This window comes from Aquabacterium sp. OR-4 (assembly GCF_025290835.2).
In the GTDB taxonomy this organism is placed as follows: Bacteria; Pseudomonadota; Gammaproteobacteria; order Burkholderiales; family Burkholderiaceae_C; genus Pseudaquabacterium.
The window spans coordinates 1,308,628-1,325,142 of sequence record NZ_JAOCQD020000001.1 but is presented as its reverse complement, the minus strand read 5'-3'; the positions used below and the strand labels follow the sequence as shown (position 1 = coordinate 1,325,142).

Here is a 16,515-nt window from a genome sequence, read left to right as displayed (position 1 = left end):
TCAGGCGTCAAGGGGATCAGCCCAGTATGCCCAGCGGGCGCCGCGGCCGCCGTCAAGCGCGCGACGCCGGCCGCCGCCGCGCCAGGCATGGCCGGCGTGCCGCCCGGCGCCATGCCGTGCGGCCGGGCTCAGCCGAGCCCGGCTCATGGCAGCTCATGGCAGCTCAGCGCGGCTCAGCGCAGACGCCCCACATAGCGCTGCTCCAGCAGCTCGCGCGGGCTGGCCGGCGGGCGCGGCGGCATTTCGGCCACCGGCCGGCGCAGCAGCGGCGCCAGGGCCAGCTCGAGCTTGCGCCCGCACTCCTGCACGTCGGCATGGCCGCAGTCGCGTGCCAGCGCCAGGATCTCGCGGGCGTAGGCCGCGTCGCGCGTCAGCCACTCGACATCGGTCACGCGGCCCAGCTTGCGGCGCAGCGCCACATGCAGGTGTGCGGCCAGGCCGAGGCGCTCGCTTTCGAGCAGGGGCCGGGTGTCGATGTCGGGGCGCAGGATCGTCAGGGTCATCGGCGTGTGGCGCGTGGTTGGCAAGGTGGCGCCGCGGCATGCAAGAAATAGACCCATGATCGTGCACCAAAGTGTGAAATCCTCCGTTGACGCGGCAATCGAAGGTGGGGCCACCGGCCACTGAATGGGGCCGCCACAAGCCGCCGCTTCAGGCGGCCGGCGCCAGCCCCCACCGCGCGGCGGTATGCTCCTTGGCCCCATCCTCGCGCGCCTCACCCTGGTGACCACCCGACTGCTGACGCCGGCCATGGCCGGCCTGCTGGAACGCATCCAGCGTGCCCAGCGCACACCTTTTCACGCCATGACGCCGGCCCAGGCCCGCGCCGCCTACGCCAAGGCGGCCGAGGTGCTCGAGCCGCCGCGGCCCGTTCTGCCCTGGGTGCAAGACCTGCACCTGCCTGCCGCCGATGGCACGCCGCTGCCGGCGCGCCTGTACGGGCCGGTGCCGCCGGCCCAGGCCGGCCACCTGCCGGTGCTGCTGTACCTGCACGGCGGCGGCTTCTGCATCGGCGGGCTCGACACCCATGACAACCTGTGCCGGCAACTGGCGCAGCGCAGCGGGGGCGCCGTGCTGGCGCTGGACTACCGGCTGGCCCCCGAGCATCCGTTTCCTGCCGCGGTGGACGACACCTGGGCCGCGCTGCGCTGGCTGGCCAGCGCCGAGGCGCGCCGCCTCGGGCTGGACAGCGAGCGCATCGCCATCGGCGGCGATTCGGCCGGCGGCACGCTGGCGGCGGTGGGCGCCATCCATGCGCGCGACATCGGCCTGCCGCTGGCGCTGCAGCTGCTGATCACGCCGGGCACCACGGCGCATGCCGACACCGGCTCGCACCACCTGTTTGCCAATGGCTTCCTGCTCGACGCGGCCAACATCGCCTGGTTCTTCGACCACTACATCCCCTACCACCACCGCCACGACTGGCGCTTTGCGCCACTGGAGGCGCCTGATCTGGACGGCGTGGCGCCGGCCTGGGTGCTGCTGGCCGAGTGCGACCCGCTGGTCGACGAAGGCATCGCCTATGCTGACCGCCTGCGCAGCGCCGGCGTGGCGGTCGGGCTCGAGATCGTGCGCGGCGTGGTGCACGACTTCATCAAGATGGGCCGGGCACTGCACGAGGCCGGCGCCGCGCAACAACTGGCCGCGCAGGCGCTGCGGGCCGCCTGGCACCTGGAGACCCTGCCATGACCACACGAGCCGACTACCGCCACTTCGAGCGCCTGCGCGTGCGCTGGGCCGAGATCGACCTGCAGGGCATCGTCTTCAACGGCCACTACCTGATGTACTTCGACACCGCCGTGGCCGGCTACTGGCGCGCCATGGCGCTGCCCTACCAGGAGACCATGCACTACCTGGACGGTGACCTGTACGTGCGCAAGTCCACGCTCGAGTACGAAGGCTCGGCGCGCTACGACGACCTCATCGACGTGGGCGTGCGCACCCAGCGCATCGGCAATTCGTCGATGGTGCTGGGCTGCGCGGTGTTTCGTGGCGACCAGCTGCTGGTCAGCGGCGAGCTGGTCTACGTGTTTGCCGATCCGGCCACGATGAGCAGCCGGCCGGTGCCGCAGCAGCTGCGCGATCTGCTCGAAGGCTTCGAGGCCGGCAAGCCGATGGTCGATGTGCGCGTGGGCAGCTGGCAGGCCTTGGGGGCCGAGGCTGGCGCGATCCGCAGCACGGTGTTCGTGCAGGAGCAGAAGATCCCGGCCGAGATGGAATGGGACAGCGCCGACGCGGTGGCCGTGCATGCCGTGGCCTGCAACCGCCTGGGCCGGCCGCTGGCCACCGGCCGCCTGCTCGAGCATGTGCCCGGCGTGGCCAAGATCGGCCGCATGGCGGTGCTGGCACCGATGCGCGGCACACGCATCGGGCGCTCGGTGCTGGACGCGCTGATGCAGGCCGCCCGCAGCCGCGGCGACCGCGAGGTGATCCTGCATGCCCAGACCTCGGCCGCCGGCTTTTATGCCCGCGCCGGCTTTGCGCCGCGCGGGCCCGAGTTCGAGGAAGCCGGCATCCCGCACATCGAGATGGTGCGCCAGCTCTGATGCGCCGGCGGCCGGCGCGGTGCGCGCCGGCGTGCCGCCATCAGGCCAGCGGCGTGAACCGCTCGCTGTGGCGCGGCTGCGGCAGGCCGGCGGCGCTGGCGGCGTCGGCCAGCGCCTGCTCAAAGCCCGGGCCGGGCAGGCCGGCATAGGCTTCCATCAGCGTCAGCTCGCCGTCGCGCAGCTCGGGGCGGCGCAGCAGCTCGGCGCTGAGCCCGGCATGGGCCCTCAGCAGTTGCGCCTGCATCGCCCGAACCCGGCCCAGCACGCCGGCCAGCGCCGGCTCGGGCACGCGGTAGTAGACATAGAGCCGCTCGCCTGCGGTGTTGGCTTGATCGGCCATGCCGGGGCGATCAGGCGCTGACCGCGGCCGGGGCGCCGCCGGATGCGGCGCCAGCGCCGGCGCTCAGGCGGCTTCCTGTGGCAGGGCGTAGGGCAGGGCACCGCGTGCCAGCACCGGGCCGTCGGCCGCGCCGGCATGCAGCGTGCCGCTGTCCAGCGCGGCCAGCTTCACCTCCACCAGCGCGCTGCTGCCGCCATCGGGCCGCGGTGCGGCCAGGGCCACCAGGCCCGCCGGCTGGCCGGGATCGGCATCGTGAAAGATCTCCTGGCCCACGTTCAGCGCCGCGGCGCTGTCGAACAGCACCGCGCGCCGCTTGAGCGTGCCGCGGTACTGGCTGCGCGCCACCACCTCCTGGCCGGGGTAGCAGCCCTTCTGGAAGTTCACGCCGCCCACCAGCTCCAGGTTCACCATCTGCGGCACGAACTGCTCGACGGTGGCGGCCACCACGCGGGCCACGCCGCTGTGCACCTCCAGCCAGGCCCAGCTGCCGGCATCCAGCGCAGGCAGGGCCGGCGCAGCCGCATCGGCCGCGCGGCACCACAGCGCACGCGGCAGGCCCGCGCCATCGGGCAGGCGCACCAGGGTGCCTTCGGGCGAGCTCACGCTGGTCCACACGCCGGCCTGGCCCAGCAAGCCGGCCGCCGAGGCGCCGGCCGTGCCCCACAGCACGCGCTCGGCACTGGCATCGCTGAGCTTGCACTTGGCGCGCAGCACAAACATGTTCAGGCGCTTGAGGGTGGGCGCCAGCAGGTCGGCGCTGCAGGCCAGCCACAGGGTCTCGGCGCTTTCGCACCACACCACAAAGCTGGCCAGCAACCGGCCCTTGGCCGAACAGTAACCGGCCAGGCGGGCCTGGCCCGGTTGCAGGCTCTTGACGTCCTGGGTCAGCTGGCTGTGCAGAAAGGTCGCCGCATCGGCGCCTTCGGCGCGGATCAGGCCCCAATCGGCCAGGCGCAGGGCGCCATCGGCGGTGGGGGACACGGCGGGCAGGGTGGGGGCAGCGGTGCTCATGCGGCCGATTATCATCAGCGCCCCATACCGCAGTCGGCTGCTCGGCCGCTTCTTTCGTGCTTGGTGATCCTGTTCTGGCCTGCGCGGCATGAAGCTCTGGCGTGTTGTTCTGGTGCTGCTGCTGCTGGCCGTGGGCGGCGTGGCGGGCGGCGTGGCCTGGTGGCTCGAGCGGCCGCTGCCGCTGGCCGCACCGGCGGTGGAGCTGTCCATCGAACCCGGCATGAGCCCGCGCGAGGTGGCCGCCGCCTGGGTGCGCGCCGGTGTGCAGACGCCCGACTGGGCGCTGTACCAGTGGTTTCGCGCCAGCGGCCAGGCCCGCCGCATCCGCGCCGGCAGCTACGAGGTCGAGCCCGGCATCACGCCACGCGGCCTGCTGGGCAAGATGGTGCAGGGCGACGAAAGCTACGAGCGCGTGCGCCTGATCGAGGGCTGGAGCCTGCGGCAGTTTCGCGCCGCGCTGGCCAAGGCCCCGCACCTGAAGCCCACCACCGCCGCGATGAGCGACGCCGAGCTGCTGGCCGCGCTGCAACTGCCCGCGCTGCCGGGCCTGGGCAGCGTGGCCAGTGCCGAAGGCCGCTTCTTTCCTGACACCTACCTGTACAGCCGCGGCGTCAGCGATCTCACCGTGCTGCGCCGCGCCGCACTGGCCATGCAGCGCCAGCTCGACGCCGCCTGGGCCCGGCGCGCCGAGGGCCTGCCGATCAGCACGCCGGGCCAGGCGCTGGTGCTGGCCTCGATCGTCGAGAAAGAGACCGGCCAGGCAGCCGACCGCGGGCGCATTGCCGGCGTGTTTGTCAACCGCCTGAAGATCGGCATGCCGCTGCAGACCGACCCCAGCGTGATCTACGGCCTTGGCGAGGCCTTCGACGGCAACCTGCGCAAGCGCGATCTGCAGGCCGACACGCCCTGGAACACCTACACGCGCCGCGGTCTGCCGCCCACGCCCATCGCCATGCCGGGCCTGGCCTCGCTGCGCGCGGCGGTGCAGCCCGAGGCCACGCGTGCGCTGTACTTCGTGGCGCGCGGCGATGGCTCCAGCATCTTCAGCGAGGATCTCGGCGCGCACAATCGCGCCGTCAACCAATACCAGCGCGGCCTGCCGCCGTCGCCCACCGCGCCCCGACCATGAGTTTCAGAGCCTTGTCCATCGCGCAGCGCGCCCAGCACCGGGCCGCTCCCGAGCCGGCCCGCAAGCCCCTGGCGGATCGGGCGCCGTACACCGTGACCGAGGCACGGGCATGAACCGCGGCCGCTTCATCAGCTTCGAGGGCATCGATGGCGCCGGCAAGTCCTCGCACATCGCCGCGCTGGCCGAGTGGCTGCGCGCGCGCGGCCACCGCGTGCGGCTCACCCGCGAGCCCGGCGGCACGCCACTCGCCGAGGCGCTGCGCAGCCTGTTTCTCGAGCAGCCGATGGACGCGCTGACCGAGGCGCTGCTGGTGTTTGCCGGCCGCCGCGACCACCTGGCCCAGGTGATCGCACCGGCGCTGCGGCGCGGCGAGTTCGTGCTGTGCGACCGCTTCACCGATGCCACCTTCGCCTACCAGGGCGCCGGCCGCGGCTTTGACCTGGGCGTGCTGGCCCAGCTTGAGCAATGGGTGCAGCGCTCGCCCGAGCTCGCCGAAGGCTTCATCGCGCCCGATCTGACGCTGTGGTTCGACGTGCCGGCCGAGGTGGCCGCGCAACGCCGTGCCGCCGCCCGCGAGGCCGACCGCCTGGAGCGCGAAGACCTCGACTTCTTCGGCCGGGTGCGCAGCGGCTACGCCCAGCGCGCGGCGGCCGCACCGCAGCGCTTTGTGCGCATCGATGGCCACCAGGCCATCGAGGCCGTGTGGCAGCAGGTGCAGCAGGCGCTCGAGGGGCAGACATGGGCGTGACATCGTCGGGGCTGCTGATCGGTGTGGGCCCGCAAGGCCAGTTGCCGCTGCCCTGGCTGGGCGAGGGCCTGGCGCGCGCCCGCGCCTTGACCCAGGCCCATGCCCTGCTGGCGCATGGCCCGGCCGGCGTGGGCCAGCTCGAGTTCTGCCTGCTGCTGGCCCAGGCCTGGCTGTGCGAGCGGCCGGCCGCACCCGCCGCAGGGCAGGGCCTGGGCGCAGGGCAGGGCGCCGCCTGTGGCCATTGCGAGAGCTGCCACCTGGTGCGCTCGCGCAGCCACCCCGATCTGCTGGTGGTGCTGCCCGAGGCGTTGCGCCTGCAGATCGGCTGGGCCGACGACGACGAAAAACCCAAGGGCGAGGCCAAGCCCAGCCGCGAGATCCGCATCACCCAGTTGCGCGAGGCCATCGACTGGGCCCAGCGCACCAGCGGCCGCGGCCGCGCCAAGGTGCTGCTGATCCATCCGGCCGACGCGATGAACGGCCCCACCGCCAACGCCCTGCTGAAGACCCTGGAAGAGCCGCCGGGCCAGCTGCGCATCGTGCTCGGCAGCGCCGATCCCGAACGCCTGCTGCCCACGGTGCGCAGCCGCTGCCAGCGCGTGCCGCTAGCTTTGCCGCCGGCCGAGCAGGCCGCCGCCTGGCTGCGCGCCCAGGGCCTGGCCGAGCCCGGCCCGCTGCTGGCGCTGGCCGGCGGCAGCCCGCTGGAAGCGCTGGCGCTGGCCGCCGAAGGCCTCACGCCCGAGGTGCTGGCCGAGCTGCCGCGCCGCGTGGCGGCGGGCGATCCAGCGCCGCTGCAGGGCCGGCCGATCCCGCGCGTGGTTGAACTGCTGCTGAAGCTGGCGCACGACGCGATGGCCCTGGCCGTGGGCGGCGCGCCGCGCCACTTCGCCGCCGCAAGCCTGCCGGTGGGCGGTGATCTGGCTGCGCTGGTGGCCTGGCAGCAGGCCCTGCTGCGCGCCGCCCGCCACGACGAACACCCGTGGAACGCCGGGCTGCTGATCGAATCGCTGGTCGGCCAGGCGGCGGCCGCATGGCCGGTGGCGCCGCGTGGCGCACAGCGCGGCGAACGCCCGGCTCCCGGCGCCCACGGCGGCGGACGCGCTTCGCTACACTCGGCGCGATGAACGAGCCCGCCTCCCGCCCCGGATCCCTCGCCACCACCGTGGCCACGCCGCGGCCCGCCGTGATCCAGCTGGTGTTTCGCGAAAAGGGCGCGCTGTACGCCGCCTACATCCCGATGCTGGCCGATGGCGGCCTGTTCGTGCCCACCACGCGCGACTACAAGCTGGGCGAAGACATCTACCTGCTCCTGTCGCTGCCCGAAGACCCGCAGCGCTACCCGGTGGCCGGGAAGGTGGCCTGGATCACCCCGGCCAATGCCTCGGGCGGCCGCACCCAGGGCGTGGGCGTGCGTTTTCCCAACGACGACAAGGCCCGGCTGCTGCGCCTGCGCATCGAGGAGATCCTGGGCACCCAGATCTCGTCGGCCAAGCCCACGCAAACCGTCTAGCCGGGCAAGGGCGGTCAGCCGGGGCCTGATGGGCGCTCAGCCGCCGCGGCCAAGGCGTGCCGCGCCCGCCTTTTTGGGCTTTCGCCCGCGCCTGCGGCGCGGCAACATCCGCCCCCTCTGACCTGCTGCTGTCCATGTTTGTCGACTCGCACTGCCACCTGAGCTTTCCCGAACTGCGCGAACGCATCGACGCCATCCGCGCCGACATGGCCGCCGCGCAGGTGGACCGCGCGCTGCTGATCTGCACCACGCTGGAAGAGTTCGACACCGTGCACGGTCTGGCCATGGCGCACGACAACTTCTGGGCCACAGCCGGGGTGCACCCCGACAACGAAGGCGTGACCGAGCCCGACGAAACCACGCTCGGCGCGCTGGCGCGGCGCGACAAGGTGCTGGCCATCGGCGAGACCGGGCTCGACTACTACCGGCTCAATGGCCGCAGCGTGGCCGACATGGCCTGGCAGCGCGAGCGCTTCCGCGTCCACATCCGCGTGGCGCGGCAACTGGCCAAGCCGCTGGTCATCCACACCCGCAGCGCCTCCGACGACACGCTGGCCGTGCTGCGGGAAGAGCAGGGTGGCACGGTGCACGGCGGGCCGGGCGGCGTGTTCCATTGCTTCACCGAGACCGCGGCGGTGGCGCGTGCCGCGCTCGATCTGGGCTTCTACATCTCGTTTTCCGGCATCATCACCTTCCGCAATGCGCAAGACCTGCGTGAGGTGGCCGCCTTCGTGCCGCTCGACCGCTGCCTGATCGAGACCGACAGCCCCTACCTGGCACCGGTGCCCTACCGCGGCAAGACCAACTCGCCGGCCTATGTGCCGCATGTGGCCGCCGAACTGGCCAAGGCCAAGGGCCTGAGCCTGCAGGCGGTGGCCGAGGCCACCAGCCGCAACGCCGAGCGCCTGTTCGCTTTGCCCGCCCTGGCCTGACCGCAGACCGCCGCAGGAGATCGTTGCCATGTTCCGTACCAGCATGCGCCTGATGGCCGCGTTGAGCCTGGCGTTGGCCAGCCTGGGCGCCCATGCCGGCGCCTACGACGACTTCTTTCGCGCGCTTCAGACCGACAACGCCAGCGGTGTGGCGGCCTTGCTGCAGCGCGGCTTCGATCCCAACTCACGCGACCCGCAGGGCCAGACGGCGCTGTACGCCGCACTGCGCGATGGCTCGGGCCAGGTGCTGGCGCTGTTGATGGCGCATCCGCAAACCCAGATCGACCTGGCCAATGTGGCTGGCGAAACCCCGCTGATGATCGCCGCACTTAAGGGCCGGCTCGATGCCGCGCGGCAGCTGCTGGACCGCGGCGCCACGCTCGAGCGCGATGGCTGGACGCCGCTGCACTACGCCGCCAGCGGCCCGGAGGCGACACTGGTGAAGCTGCTGCTCGACCGCGGCGCGCGGCCGGATGCCCGCTCGCCCAACGGCAGCACACCGCTGATGATGGCGGCGCGCAACGGCACCGAGGCCGCGGTGGCCCTGCTGCTGGCCCGCGGCGCCGATCCGGCGCTGCGCAACGAGCAGAACCTGGTGGCGGCCGATTTCGCCCGCCAGGCCGGACGCGAGAAGCTGGCGCTGTCGCTGAGCCAACCTGCACGGTGAGCGTGCGGTAGCGGCGCGCGCCGGCTTCCTGTTTCGCCTGTATCGGCCTGGCGCCCGGCGCGGTCCGGCCGATCCAAGCAGCAGCGGGCAGGGCGCTGCGCCGACGCGTTTGTCAGGCAAATACCGACACACGGCTTGTCGGGCGGCCGACTACAGCCGCGAAGGGGGCAGCCCTAGAGTGCGTCCATCGCAACCCGCTGCAGGACACCTCCGCCATGCAACCCTCACGCCGCGCCGCCAACCCGTTTGCACTGATGCTGGACCCGCAGGCCGTGTTGGCCCAGATCGAGCATTCCGAGCGTCTGGAACGCCTGCAACGCCGGGTGTGCCGCCCGCTCGACCGACCGCTGCTGGCAGGCTCTGCCGCTGGCCAGAACGATGTCGCGGCCCACGACCGCGCCATCGACGACGACGCGTCGGACGCCGACTTCGAGTGATGCCCGTGGTTCGCAGCGCCTGGTGGGCAGGCCCGCTGGCCGCGAGCCTGCTGTGCGGCTGCGGCGGCATCCAGGTGCGACCGCTGGCCACCGGTCAGGTCGAGCAGCCGGCCTACCAGTTGAATGGCCAGAACCTGGCCCAGCTTCGCAGCGAGGCGCAGCGCCTGTGTCCGCAAGGCGCCGAGGTGCTGCGCGAAGCCCAGCGCCTTGAATCGGGGCACGACGCGCCCGGTCCGTCGCGGTGGTCGCGCTGGGCGCATGAAGCCCAGCTGCGTTTGGCTCCGGCCACGCAGGAAGCCCAATTGCTGGTGCTGTGCCAGCGCATGCCCGGCATGGCGGCACTGCCGCCCAAAATGATGGCCAAGGCGCCGGTGCCGGCAGCCTCGGCCGCTGCGGATGCCGTTGACGGGTCTGCCAAGCCAGCCAGCAGCGCTGCGACGCCGCGGCCGATGCCGGTGTCACCGGTGGGCGAAGGCGATGTACGCGATGGCCAGTTGGCAGCGCTGCCGCCGGTGGCCGTTCGGTCGCCGACCACTGAACCCACCCCTGAACCCAAGCCCAAGCCCGCCCGCCGGCCGATGCGTGCCTCCAGCGCGCCGGTGTTGAGCTATTGACTGATGAATTGACCCAGCAAGGCGGTTGCGGTCGCTCAGCGCTTGCGCCGTTCAATCGGGGCAACACGGCGGGGTTTCTGGCGGGAGTCAGGCCGGAGCCAGGCAGCAAGCTTGAGTCATGTAGGAACAAGGACGAGTCAGGCACGAATCGGGCACGAATCGGGCACGAATCGGGCCGCCGTGTGTCGTGCCTGGCGTGCGCTTTTGTTGGCTCAAAAAGCGTGACGATGATGATTATGTTAAATGATGGAGGCGTGGCATAATAGATCACCCGGGCACAGTTGTGCATGCACTGGAGGGTTGTCTGGTCAAGTACCGGACACCGTGCTGCCAATGTCATATCCCTAGTTGCCCGACAACGCTGTTGACCATGGCCAAAGCCGATACCAAGACCACCATTGATTCCGACGGACTGCGTTACCGCAGCAAGGCACCCGGTTCTCCGTTCACGGCGGCTGGCGCGTTCGGCGCGGCCACGATGTCGTGTTTTCTGTGCGGCAAGCACCGTCCGCGCAGCCAGTTGAAGTCTCGCCGTTTGCTGGGCAAGGCGCAGTTCGTCTGCTCGCCCAGCTGCAAGGAAGCCGACGAAGCCAGCGCCGCCACCAAGCGCTGAGTGCCAGGCCCGCGCGCGGGCCTGCAGTTTCCAAGCCTTGTTCAACAGCCTGCTGGCCTCGCGCCGCAGGCTGTTGGTGTTTTCAGAGCGCAGGTTTTCAGCCTGAGCCGTGGCGCGATCCGTCGATCGGCATCGCCCAGGGTATTCCCGCGACATGCAGTATTGTGCTTGACCGGGTGGCGTTCACTGGATATCGTTTTCAGATACGCACAATAGTGCATGCCGTCAAAGCGTCGGGCTTTGGGGGCCAGTGTCTGGAGACTGTCCATGTCCGCGCCCCATTCGGCCTCTTGTAGCCAGCCTGATCAGCCAGCGCCACACCAGGCCGGCCCGATGCCTGGGCAGGCCTTCAATTTCGCCGCCCATCTGCTGGCGATCAACACCGGGCGGGCCGACAAGCCGGCCTTCATCGACGACCACGGCTGCCTGCGCTACGGTGAACTGGCCGAGCAGGTGCGGCGTTGCGCCGCGGCCTTGCTGGCGGCCGGCGTGCGGCGCGAAGAGCGCGTGCTGCTGCTGATGCACGACAACCTGGACTGGCCGGTGTGCTTTCTGGGCGCGCTGTATGCCGGCATCGTGCCGGTGGCGGTCAATACGCTGCTGCCGGCCGACGATTACGCCTACATGCTGCGCCACAGCCGAGCGCAGTGGGCGCTGGTGAGCGACGCCCTGCGCCCTGCCCTGGCCACCGCCATGGCCAAGGGCGGTCACGAACTGAAGGGCGTGTGGGTGTCCCAGCCCGACACGGTGTTGCCCGACGGCTGCCAGGCCCTGGCCGAGGTGCTGGCAGCCGCCACGCCGCTGGCCGAACCCGCGGCGACCTCGGGCGACGACATTGGCTTCTGGCTCTACTCGTCGGGTTCCACCGGCCGGCCCAAGGGCGCGGTGCACACCCATGCCAATCCGTGGTGGACGGCCGAGCTGTACGCCCGCCCGGTGCTGGGCCTGGGCGAGGCCGATGTCTGCTTCTCGGCGGCCAAGCTGTTTTTTGCCTATGGCCTGGGCAATGGCCTGAGCTTTCCATTGTTTGTGGGCGCCAGCGTGGTGCTGATGGCCGAGCGACCCACGCCCGACGCGGTGTTCAAGCGCTGGATGGCGCACCGCCCCACGGTGTTTTTCGGCGCGCCCACCGGTTACGCCGGCATGCTGGCGTCGCCCCATCTGCCGGCGCGCAGCCAGGTGGCGCTGCGTTTGTGCTCATCGGCTGGCGAGGCGTTGCCGCGCGACATCGGCGAGCGTTTCACCGCGCAGTACGGCGCCGAGATCATCGACGGCATCGGCTCCACCGAGATGCTGCACATCTTCTTGTCCAACCGGCCCGGTGATGTGCGCTACGGCAGCACCGGCAGGCCGGTGCCGGGCTACGAGGTGCAGTTGCGCGGCGAGGATGGCCAGCCGGTGGCCGATGGCGAGGTGGGCGACTTGTACATTGCCGGGCCCAGCGCTGCGCTGATGTACTGGGGCAACCGCGACAAGACGCGCGACACCTTCCAGGGCCGCTGGACCAAGAGCGGCGACAAATACCTGCGCGATGCCGACGGCTACTACACCTACGCCGGCCGGTCGGACGACATGCTCAAGGTGAGCGGCCAGTATGTGAGCCCCTTCGAGGTGGAGGCCACGCTGGTGCAGCACCCGGCCGTGCTGGAGGCCGCGGTGATCGGCGTGGCCGATGACGAGGGCCTCACCCGCAGCAAGGCCTTCGTGGTGTTGCGCAGCGGCCAGCAGGCCGATGCCCAGACCGAGGCGCTGCTGAAGGCCTTTGTCAAGGAGCGGCTGGCGCCGCACAAGTACCCGCGGCAGATCGAGTTTCTGGACGAGTTGCCCAAGACCGCCACCGGCAAGATCCAGCGCTTCAAGCTGCGCGAGCGCGAGCAGGCCCGATGAACACGCCCCACCCTGCGCCGATGGCCTTGTTTGGCGACGCTGCCGCGCTGGCGCCGCCGCGCGTGCTGCGCCAAGACCTGCCCGGTGGCGGCTTCGTGCTGCGCCACCCCGAGCCGCTGCAGCCTTATTCGCGCTGCATCGGTGCCTGGCTGGAGCACTGGGCGGCGACCACGCCCGAGGCGGTGTTTCTGGCCGAACGCGATGCCTCGGCCAGCGATGGCTGGCGGCGGCTGAGCTATGCCGAAACGCGCCGCCTGGTGGGCCGGATCGCCCAGACCCTGCTGAACTGGGGCCTGCCCGAGCGCGCGCCGGTGGTGGTGCTGTCGGACAACGCGGTTGATCATGCGCTGCTGTTGCTGGCCGCGATGCACGTGGGCCGGCCGGTGTGCACCATCTCCAGCGCCTACAGCCGGCTGACCCAGGATTTCAGCAAGCTGCGCGGCATGCTGGATGCCTTGCAGCCGGCCCTGGTGTACGCCAGCGATGCGGCGGTGTATGCGCCCGCACTGGATGGCTGGGGTGGCCCGGCCTTGCGGGTGTTTGGCAAGGGCGCTGACACGGTGCCGGGCGCCTGGGCGTTTGCCGATCTGCTGGCCACCCGCGAGACGCCGGCCGTGCTGGCCACCTACCACGGCGTCCGCCCCGATGACCATGCCAAGTACCTGTTGACCAGCGGCTCCACCGGGCTGCCCAAGGCGGTGATCAACACCCACCGCATGCTCACCGCCAACCAGCAGCAGATTGCGCAGGTGTGGCCGTTCCTGAACCGCCACCGCCTGAGCCTGCTGGAATGGCTGCCCTGGAGCCACACCTTCGGCGCCAACCACAACTTCAACATGGTGCTGGCCCACGGCGGCACGCTCAGCATCGACGATGGGCGGCCGGCACCGGGCCTGATCGACAAGACCGTGGCCAACCTGCGTGCGGTCAAGCCCAACTTCTACTTCAACGTGCCGCGCGGCTTCGACATGCTGCTGCCCTATCTTGAGCAGGACGCGGCTTTTGCGGCCGACTTCTTCGAGAACCTGGAGGGCGTGTTCTACGCCGGCGCCGCCCTGCCCCAGAGCCTGTGGCAGCGGCTGGAAGGCGTGGCCGAACGGGTACGCGGTGCGGGCCGGCCGCTGTGGTTCACCTCGGCCTGGGGTTCGACCGAAACCGCGCCGGCCATCACCTCGGTGTACTGGCGGCTCGACCGTGCCGGCTGCATCGGCGGCCCGCTGCCGGGCGCCGAGATCAAGTGCGTGCCCAATGCCGGCAAGCTGGAGATGCGGGTGCGCGGGCCCAACGTGTTTGCCGGTTACCGCAACGCGCCCGAGCTCACGGCCAAGGCCTTTGACGAGGACGGCTTCTACCTGATCGGCGATGCCGGCCGCCTGGTGGACGAGGCCGACCCGAACCAGGGCGTGGCCTTTGACGGCCGCGTGGCCGAAGACTTCAAGCTGATGAGCGGCACCTGGGTGTCGGTGGGCACGCTGCGGGTGCGCGCCGTCAGCGCCCTGACCCCGCTGGCCAGCGACGTGGTGGTGACCGGGCACGACCGCGAAGAGGTCGGCATCCTGGTGTTTCCGGGGCCGGCGGCCAAGGCACTGTCGGCCGAGGCCCTGGCCGAGCGCGTGCGCGCGGCCCTGGTGGCGATGCGTGCCGAGCACGGTGGATCGTCGCAGGCGCCCAGCCGGGCTCGCGTGCTCGACGAGCCGCCCGGCGTGGATGCCGGCGAGATCACCGACAAGGGCTACATCAACCAGCGCGCGGTGCTGGCCCGCCGCGCCGCCGAGGTGATCGCGCTGTACAGCAACGTGCCAGACCCGCGCACGATCCGGCTGTAGGCGCTCAGGCGCGGGGTTCCAGCAGCATCAGGCCGGCGGCGGTGTTCGAGATCGGGATGTGGTAATTGCGGTGCAGCTCGCGCACCTGCGGGCCGAGCGCGGCCCGGGTGGCCAGCCACATCAGCAGTTCCACGCCCTGGGTGCCGGCGGCTTGCACGATCTCGCGGGTGCTGAACTGCGTGGCCCAGTCGGGCTGGGCGCCCACCAGGCTGTCCATGAACTGCAGGTCGAAAGCCTTGTTGATGTGGCCGGCGCGCTCGCCATCGAGCTGGTGGCTCAGACCACCGGTGCCCAGCACCAGCACGCGTTGATCCGCCGGCCACGAGGCCACGGCACGGCCGACCGCCTGGCCCAGCGCCCAGCAGCGCCTGGCGCTCGGCAGCGGCGCCTGTACGGTGTTGATGCACACCGGCACCACCTTCACCGGCCACTTCTGATCGGGCCACAGCAGGGCCATCGGCAGCGTGAAGGCATGGTCGACCTGCATCTCCTGGCAGCTGACCGGATCGAAGTCCTCGCCCACCAGCGATTCCATCAGGTGCCAGCTGAGCGCCGCATCGCCCTGGAATGGCGGTACCTGCGGAATGCCCCAGCCCTCGTCGGCGTTGCGGTATTCGCTGGCCGCGCCGATGGCGAAGGTGGGCATCTTGTCGAGAAAGAAGTTCAGGCCGTGGTCGTTGTAGAACAGCACCACGGTGTCGGGCCGGGTCTCGGCCAGCCAATGGCGCACCGGGCCGAAGCCGTCGAAGAAGGGCTTCCAGTACGGGTCTTGCTGCAGGCTCTTGGCAATGGCGCCGCCGATGGCGGGCACGTGCGAGGTGGTGATGCCACCGATGATCTTGGCCATGGAGGGGCTCCTTGGGTGTCGGTTGAAGCGCGCTGGGGCATCAGCCCCGCGCCGCCAGGAGCTTGGCCTTGAACTGCTCCTTGGTCAGGCCGGTCTGCTGGGCGCCAATGTCCTGCATGTCGAGGCCGAAGATGCCGGCAAACTTGGCCAGGTAGTAGGCGTTGCCGCCGGCGGCGATCAGCTGCAGCACGTTGCGGGCGCGGATGGCCTCGCGCTGCGCGGCGTTGAGGCCGTAGCGCTCGCAGTAGCCGTCCTCGTCGGCCACGAAGGCCGCGCGGTTGGACGCGTCGTTGAACGAATAGCACATCTTGTTCAGCGCATAGCCCTTGCGGGCCATCTCGCCGTCGAAGATCACGGTGCCGGGAATCGGCGGCTGGTTGAGCGACATGGCGGTCTCCAGGGTGTTTTGCGTCGGGCCGGGCCGGCTGGCCAAACCCGTGTGCTCAGTGTGGCTTCAGGCATGATTCAGAAAAAGACCTGCGGATCGATAGAACCCATGAGCCATTTCGATCATTTGGACCTCGACGGCCATTTGCTGGGCTTGCTGCTGGCGGTGGCCGAAGAAGGTTCGGTGACCCGCGCGGCGCAGCGCCTGGGGCTCACGCAATCGGCGGTGAGCCATGCGCTGGACAAGCTGCGCGCCATCGTGGGCGATGCGCTGTTCGTGCGCTCGGGCCGCGGCATCGTGCCCACCGCCCGCGCCGAGGCCCTGGTGCAGCAGGCGCGGCTGCTGCTGGAGCAGATGCGCGGCTTCAGCACCGTGGGCGGTTTTGATGCCGCGCGTTTCGAGGGCCAGATCACCGTGGCCGCCAACGACCTGCAGCGTGATCTGCTGCTGCCCGCCTGGCTGCAGCGGCTGCGCGCACAGGCACCGGGCCTGCGGCTGCGGGTGGTGCCGTCGGGCGTGCCGCGGCCCGAGATGCTGCGCGACGGCGGCTGCCAGCTGGTGCTCAGCCCGCGCCCGCCCGAGGCCGCCGATCTGGTGCAAAACCGCCTGTTCGACGACCGCTACGCCGTGTTCTACGACGCGGCACGGCGCCCGGCCCCGGCCAGCCTGGCCGACTACCTGGCCGCCGAGCATGTGACCGTGGTCTACGAGCCGCGCCGTGCGCTGGACCTGGACCAGTGGCTGGCCGAGCAGGGCGTGGTGCGCCAGGTGGTGGCCACGGTGCCGGGTTTTGCCGGCCTGCCGGCCTTTGTGCGCGGCAGCCGCCTGCTGTGCACGGCGCCCAGTCGCCTGGGCCTCGGCCTGCTGGGCGGCCTGGCCAGCGTGCTGCCACCCCTGCCCTGCCCCACGCTGCCGATGTACGCCATCTGGCATGTGCGGCACCAGGCCGATGCACTGCACCAGTGGCTGCGCGGCACGCTCGACGAGGTGGCGGCGACGGTGGCGTTCGAGGCCGGCTGA

The 16,515-nt window shown here is 71.0% G+C and carries 19 protein-coding genes; 14 read left to right on the top strand and 5 right to left on the bottom strand.

Features of this window, described 5'->3' with window-relative positions:
* Nucleotides 1-173: 173 nt before the first annotated feature.
* The gene (locus N4G63_RS05655) at nt 174-503 is read right to left on the bottom strand and encodes a hypothetical protein (protein ID WP_260785681.1); all 330 of its coding nucleotides are present in this window, start codon (nt 501-503) and stop codon (nt 174-176) included.
* Between the two features lie 247 nt (nt 504-750).
* Between N4G63_RS05655 and N4G63_RS05650 the strand changes: the two genes are divergently transcribed.
* Together N4G63_RS05650 and N4G63_RS05645 are read left to right on the top strand one after the other, a co-directional pair.
* Nucleotides 751-1,689 carry an alpha/beta hydrolase gene (locus tag N4G63_RS05650; protein WP_260786676.1) on the top strand — a complete coding sequence of 313 codons (939 nt, stop codon included), beginning with the start codon at nt 751-753 and terminating at the stop codon, nt 1,687-1,689.
* Nucleotides 1,686-2,546 (top strand): YbgC/FadM family acyl-CoA thioesterase, encoded by an 861-nt coding sequence (locus N4G63_RS05645; protein WP_260785682.1) that lies wholly within the window; start codon nt 1,686-1,688, stop codon nt 2,544-2,546. The genes N4G63_RS05650 and N4G63_RS05645 overlap by 4 nt, the downstream gene beginning before the upstream one ends.
* A gap of 40 nt (nt 2,547-2,586) precedes the next feature.
* On the opposite strand, the gene N4G63_RS05640 is transcribed toward N4G63_RS05645, so the two are convergent.
* Together N4G63_RS05640 and ygfZ are read right to left on the bottom strand one after the other, a co-directional pair.
* Complete coding sequence (locus tag N4G63_RS05640) at nt 2,587-2,886, bottom strand: DUF4936 family protein (protein WP_260785683.1); 300 nt, start codon at nt 2,884-2,886, stop codon at nt 2,587-2,589.
* A gap of 63 nt (nt 2,887-2,949) precedes the next feature.
* On the bottom strand, nt 2,950-3,897 hold the full coding sequence (gene ygfZ / locus N4G63_RS05635; RefSeq protein ID WP_260785684.1) for a CAF17-like 4Fe-4S cluster assembly/insertion protein YgfZ: 948 nt from the start codon (nt 3,895-3,897) through the stop codon (nt 2,950-2,952).
* 88 nt (nt 3,898-3,985) lie between these two features.
* On the opposite strand from ygfZ, the gene mltG reads away from it, so the two are divergent.
* The 11 genes from mltG to N4G63_RS05580 all read left to right on the top strand — a co-directional run bounded on the left by mltG (nt 3,986) and on the right by N4G63_RS05580 (nt 14,260).
* Nucleotides 3,986-5,026, top strand: coding sequence for an endolytic transglycosylase MltG (gene mltG / locus N4G63_RS05630; protein ID WP_260785685.1), 1,041 nt, complete (start codon nt 3,986-3,988; stop codon nt 5,024-5,026).
* A gap of 109 nt (nt 5,027-5,135) precedes the next feature.
* The gene (gene tmk, locus N4G63_RS05625) at nt 5,136-5,774 is read left to right on the top strand and encodes a dTMP kinase (protein ID WP_260785686.1); all 639 of its coding nucleotides are present in this window, start codon (nt 5,136-5,138) and stop codon (nt 5,772-5,774) included.
* A complete protein-coding gene (locus tag N4G63_RS05620; protein ID WP_260785687.1) occupies nt 5,765-6,898 on the top strand; it encodes a DNA polymerase III delta subunit-related protein in 1,134 nt (377 codons plus the stop codon). Before tmk ends, N4G63_RS05620 begins: the two co-directional genes overlap by 10 nt.
* Nucleotides 6,895-7,284: a PilZ domain-containing protein gene (locus N4G63_RS05615; RefSeq protein ID WP_260785688.1), complete on the top strand. Its 390-nt coding sequence runs from the start codon at nt 6,895-6,897 to the stop codon at nt 7,282-7,284. The genes N4G63_RS05620 and N4G63_RS05615 overlap by 4 nt, the downstream gene beginning before the upstream one ends.
* 134 nt (nt 7,285-7,418) lie before the next feature.
* A complete protein-coding gene (locus N4G63_RS05610; protein WP_314599440.1) occupies nt 7,419-8,216 on the top strand; it encodes a TatD family hydrolase in 798 nt (265 codons plus the stop codon).
* 28 nt (nt 8,217-8,244) lie between these two features.
* Nucleotides 8,245-8,883 (top strand): ankyrin repeat domain-containing protein, encoded by a 639-nt coding sequence (locus N4G63_RS05605; protein ID WP_260785689.1) that lies wholly within the window; start codon nt 8,245-8,247, stop codon nt 8,881-8,883.
* Nucleotides 8,884-9,098: 215 nt separating this feature from the next.
* Nucleotides 9,099-9,320: a hypothetical protein gene (locus tag N4G63_RS05600; RefSeq protein WP_314599439.1), complete on the top strand. Its 222-nt coding sequence runs from the start codon at nt 9,099-9,101 to the stop codon at nt 9,318-9,320.
* Nucleotides 9,320-9,934 (top strand): hypothetical protein, encoded by a 615-nt coding sequence (locus N4G63_RS05595; RefSeq protein ID WP_314599438.1) that lies wholly within the window; start codon nt 9,320-9,322, stop codon nt 9,932-9,934. Before N4G63_RS05600 ends, N4G63_RS05595 begins: the two co-directional genes overlap by 1 nt.
* 370 nt (nt 9,935-10,304) lie before the next feature.
* Nucleotides 10,305-10,547, top strand: a complete 243-nt coding sequence (locus N4G63_RS05590) for a hypothetical protein (protein ID WP_260785691.1) — start codon at nt 10,305-10,307, stop codon at nt 10,545-10,547.
* 333 nt (nt 10,548-10,880) lie between these two features.
* Nucleotides 10,881-12,434, top strand: coding sequence for a benzoate-CoA ligase family protein (locus N4G63_RS05585; protein ID WP_260785692.1), 1,554 nt, complete (start codon nt 10,881-10,883; stop codon nt 12,432-12,434).
* Nucleotides 12,431-14,260, top strand: a complete 1,830-nt coding sequence (locus N4G63_RS05580) for a feruloyl-CoA synthase (protein ID WP_314599437.1) — start codon at nt 12,431-12,433, stop codon at nt 14,258-14,260. Before N4G63_RS05585 ends, N4G63_RS05580 begins: the two co-directional genes overlap by 4 nt.
* Before the next feature lie 4 nt (nt 14,261-14,264).
* On the opposite strand, the gene N4G63_RS05575 is transcribed toward N4G63_RS05580, so the two are convergent.
* The gene (locus N4G63_RS05575) at nt 14,265-15,107 is read right to left on the bottom strand and encodes a class III extradiol dioxygenase family protein (RefSeq protein WP_260785693.1); all 843 of its coding nucleotides are present in this window, start codon (nt 15,105-15,107) and stop codon (nt 14,265-14,267) included.
* Between the two features lie 40 nt (nt 15,108-15,147).
* Nucleotides 15,148-15,495, bottom strand: coding sequence for a protocatechuate 4,5-dioxygenase subunit alpha (locus N4G63_RS05570; protein ID WP_260785694.1), 348 nt, complete (start codon nt 15,493-15,495; stop codon nt 15,148-15,150).
* 99 nt (nt 15,496-15,594) lie between these two features.
* On the opposite strand from N4G63_RS05570, the gene N4G63_RS05565 reads away from it, so the two are divergent.
* Entirely contained in the window at nt 15,595-16,515 is a 921-nt protein-coding gene (locus tag N4G63_RS05565; RefSeq protein ID WP_443112039.1) for a LysR family transcriptional regulator, read from the top strand.

Coding starts and splice junctions, on each gene's coding strand:
- N4G63_RS05655 (WP_260785681.1), bottom strand. CDS start 503: ATGACCCTGACGATCCTGCGCCCCGACATCGACACCCGGCCCCTGCTC.
- N4G63_RS05650 (WP_260786676.1), top strand. CDS start 751: ATGGCCGGCCTGCTGGAACGCATCCAGCGTGCCCAGCGCACACCTTTT.
- N4G63_RS05645 (WP_260785682.1), top strand. CDS start 1,686: ATGACCACACGAGCCGACTACCGCCACTTCGAGCGCCTGCGCGTGCGC.
- N4G63_RS05640 (WP_260785683.1), bottom strand. CDS start 2,886: ATGGCCGATCAAGCCAACACCGCAGGCGAGCGGCTCTATGTCTACTAC.
- ygfZ (WP_260785684.1), bottom strand. CDS start 3,897: ATGAGCACCGCTGCCCCCACCCTGCCCGCCGTGTCCCCCACCGCCGAT.
- mltG (WP_260785685.1), top strand. CDS start 3,986: ATGAAGCTCTGGCGTGTTGTTCTGGTGCTGCTGCTGCTGGCCGTGGGC.
- tmk (WP_260785686.1), top strand. CDS start 5,136: ATGAACCGCGGCCGCTTCATCAGCTTCGAGGGCATCGATGGCGCCGGC.
- N4G63_RS05620 (WP_260785687.1), top strand. CDS start 5,765: ATGGGCGTGACATCGTCGGGGCTGCTGATCGGTGTGGGCCCGCAAGGC.
- N4G63_RS05615 (WP_260785688.1), top strand. CDS start 6,895: ATGAACGAGCCCGCCTCCCGCCCCGGATCCCTCGCCACCACCGTGGCC.
- N4G63_RS05610 (WP_314599440.1), top strand. CDS start 7,419: ATGTTTGTCGACTCGCACTGCCACCTGAGCTTTCCCGAACTGCGCGAA.
- N4G63_RS05605 (WP_260785689.1), top strand. CDS start 8,245: ATGTTCCGTACCAGCATGCGCCTGATGGCCGCGTTGAGCCTGGCGTTG.
- N4G63_RS05600 (WP_314599439.1), top strand. CDS start 9,099: ATGCAACCCTCACGCCGCGCCGCCAACCCGTTTGCACTGATGCTGGAC.
- N4G63_RS05595 (WP_314599438.1), top strand. CDS start 9,320: ATGCCCGTGGTTCGCAGCGCCTGGTGGGCAGGCCCGCTGGCCGCGAGC.
- N4G63_RS05590 (WP_260785691.1), top strand. CDS start 10,305: ATGGCCAAAGCCGATACCAAGACCACCATTGATTCCGACGGACTGCGT.
- N4G63_RS05585 (WP_260785692.1), top strand. CDS start 10,881: ATGCCTGGGCAGGCCTTCAATTTCGCCGCCCATCTGCTGGCGATCAAC.
- N4G63_RS05580 (WP_314599437.1), top strand. CDS start 12,431: ATGAACACGCCCCACCCTGCGCCGATGGCCTTGTTTGGCGACGCTGCC.
- N4G63_RS05575 (WP_260785693.1), bottom strand. CDS start 15,107: ATGGCCAAGATCATCGGTGGCATCACCACCTCGCACGTGCCCGCCATC.
- N4G63_RS05570 (WP_260785694.1), bottom strand. CDS start 15,495: ATGTCGCTCAACCAGCCGCCGATTCCCGGCACCGTGATCTTCGACGGC.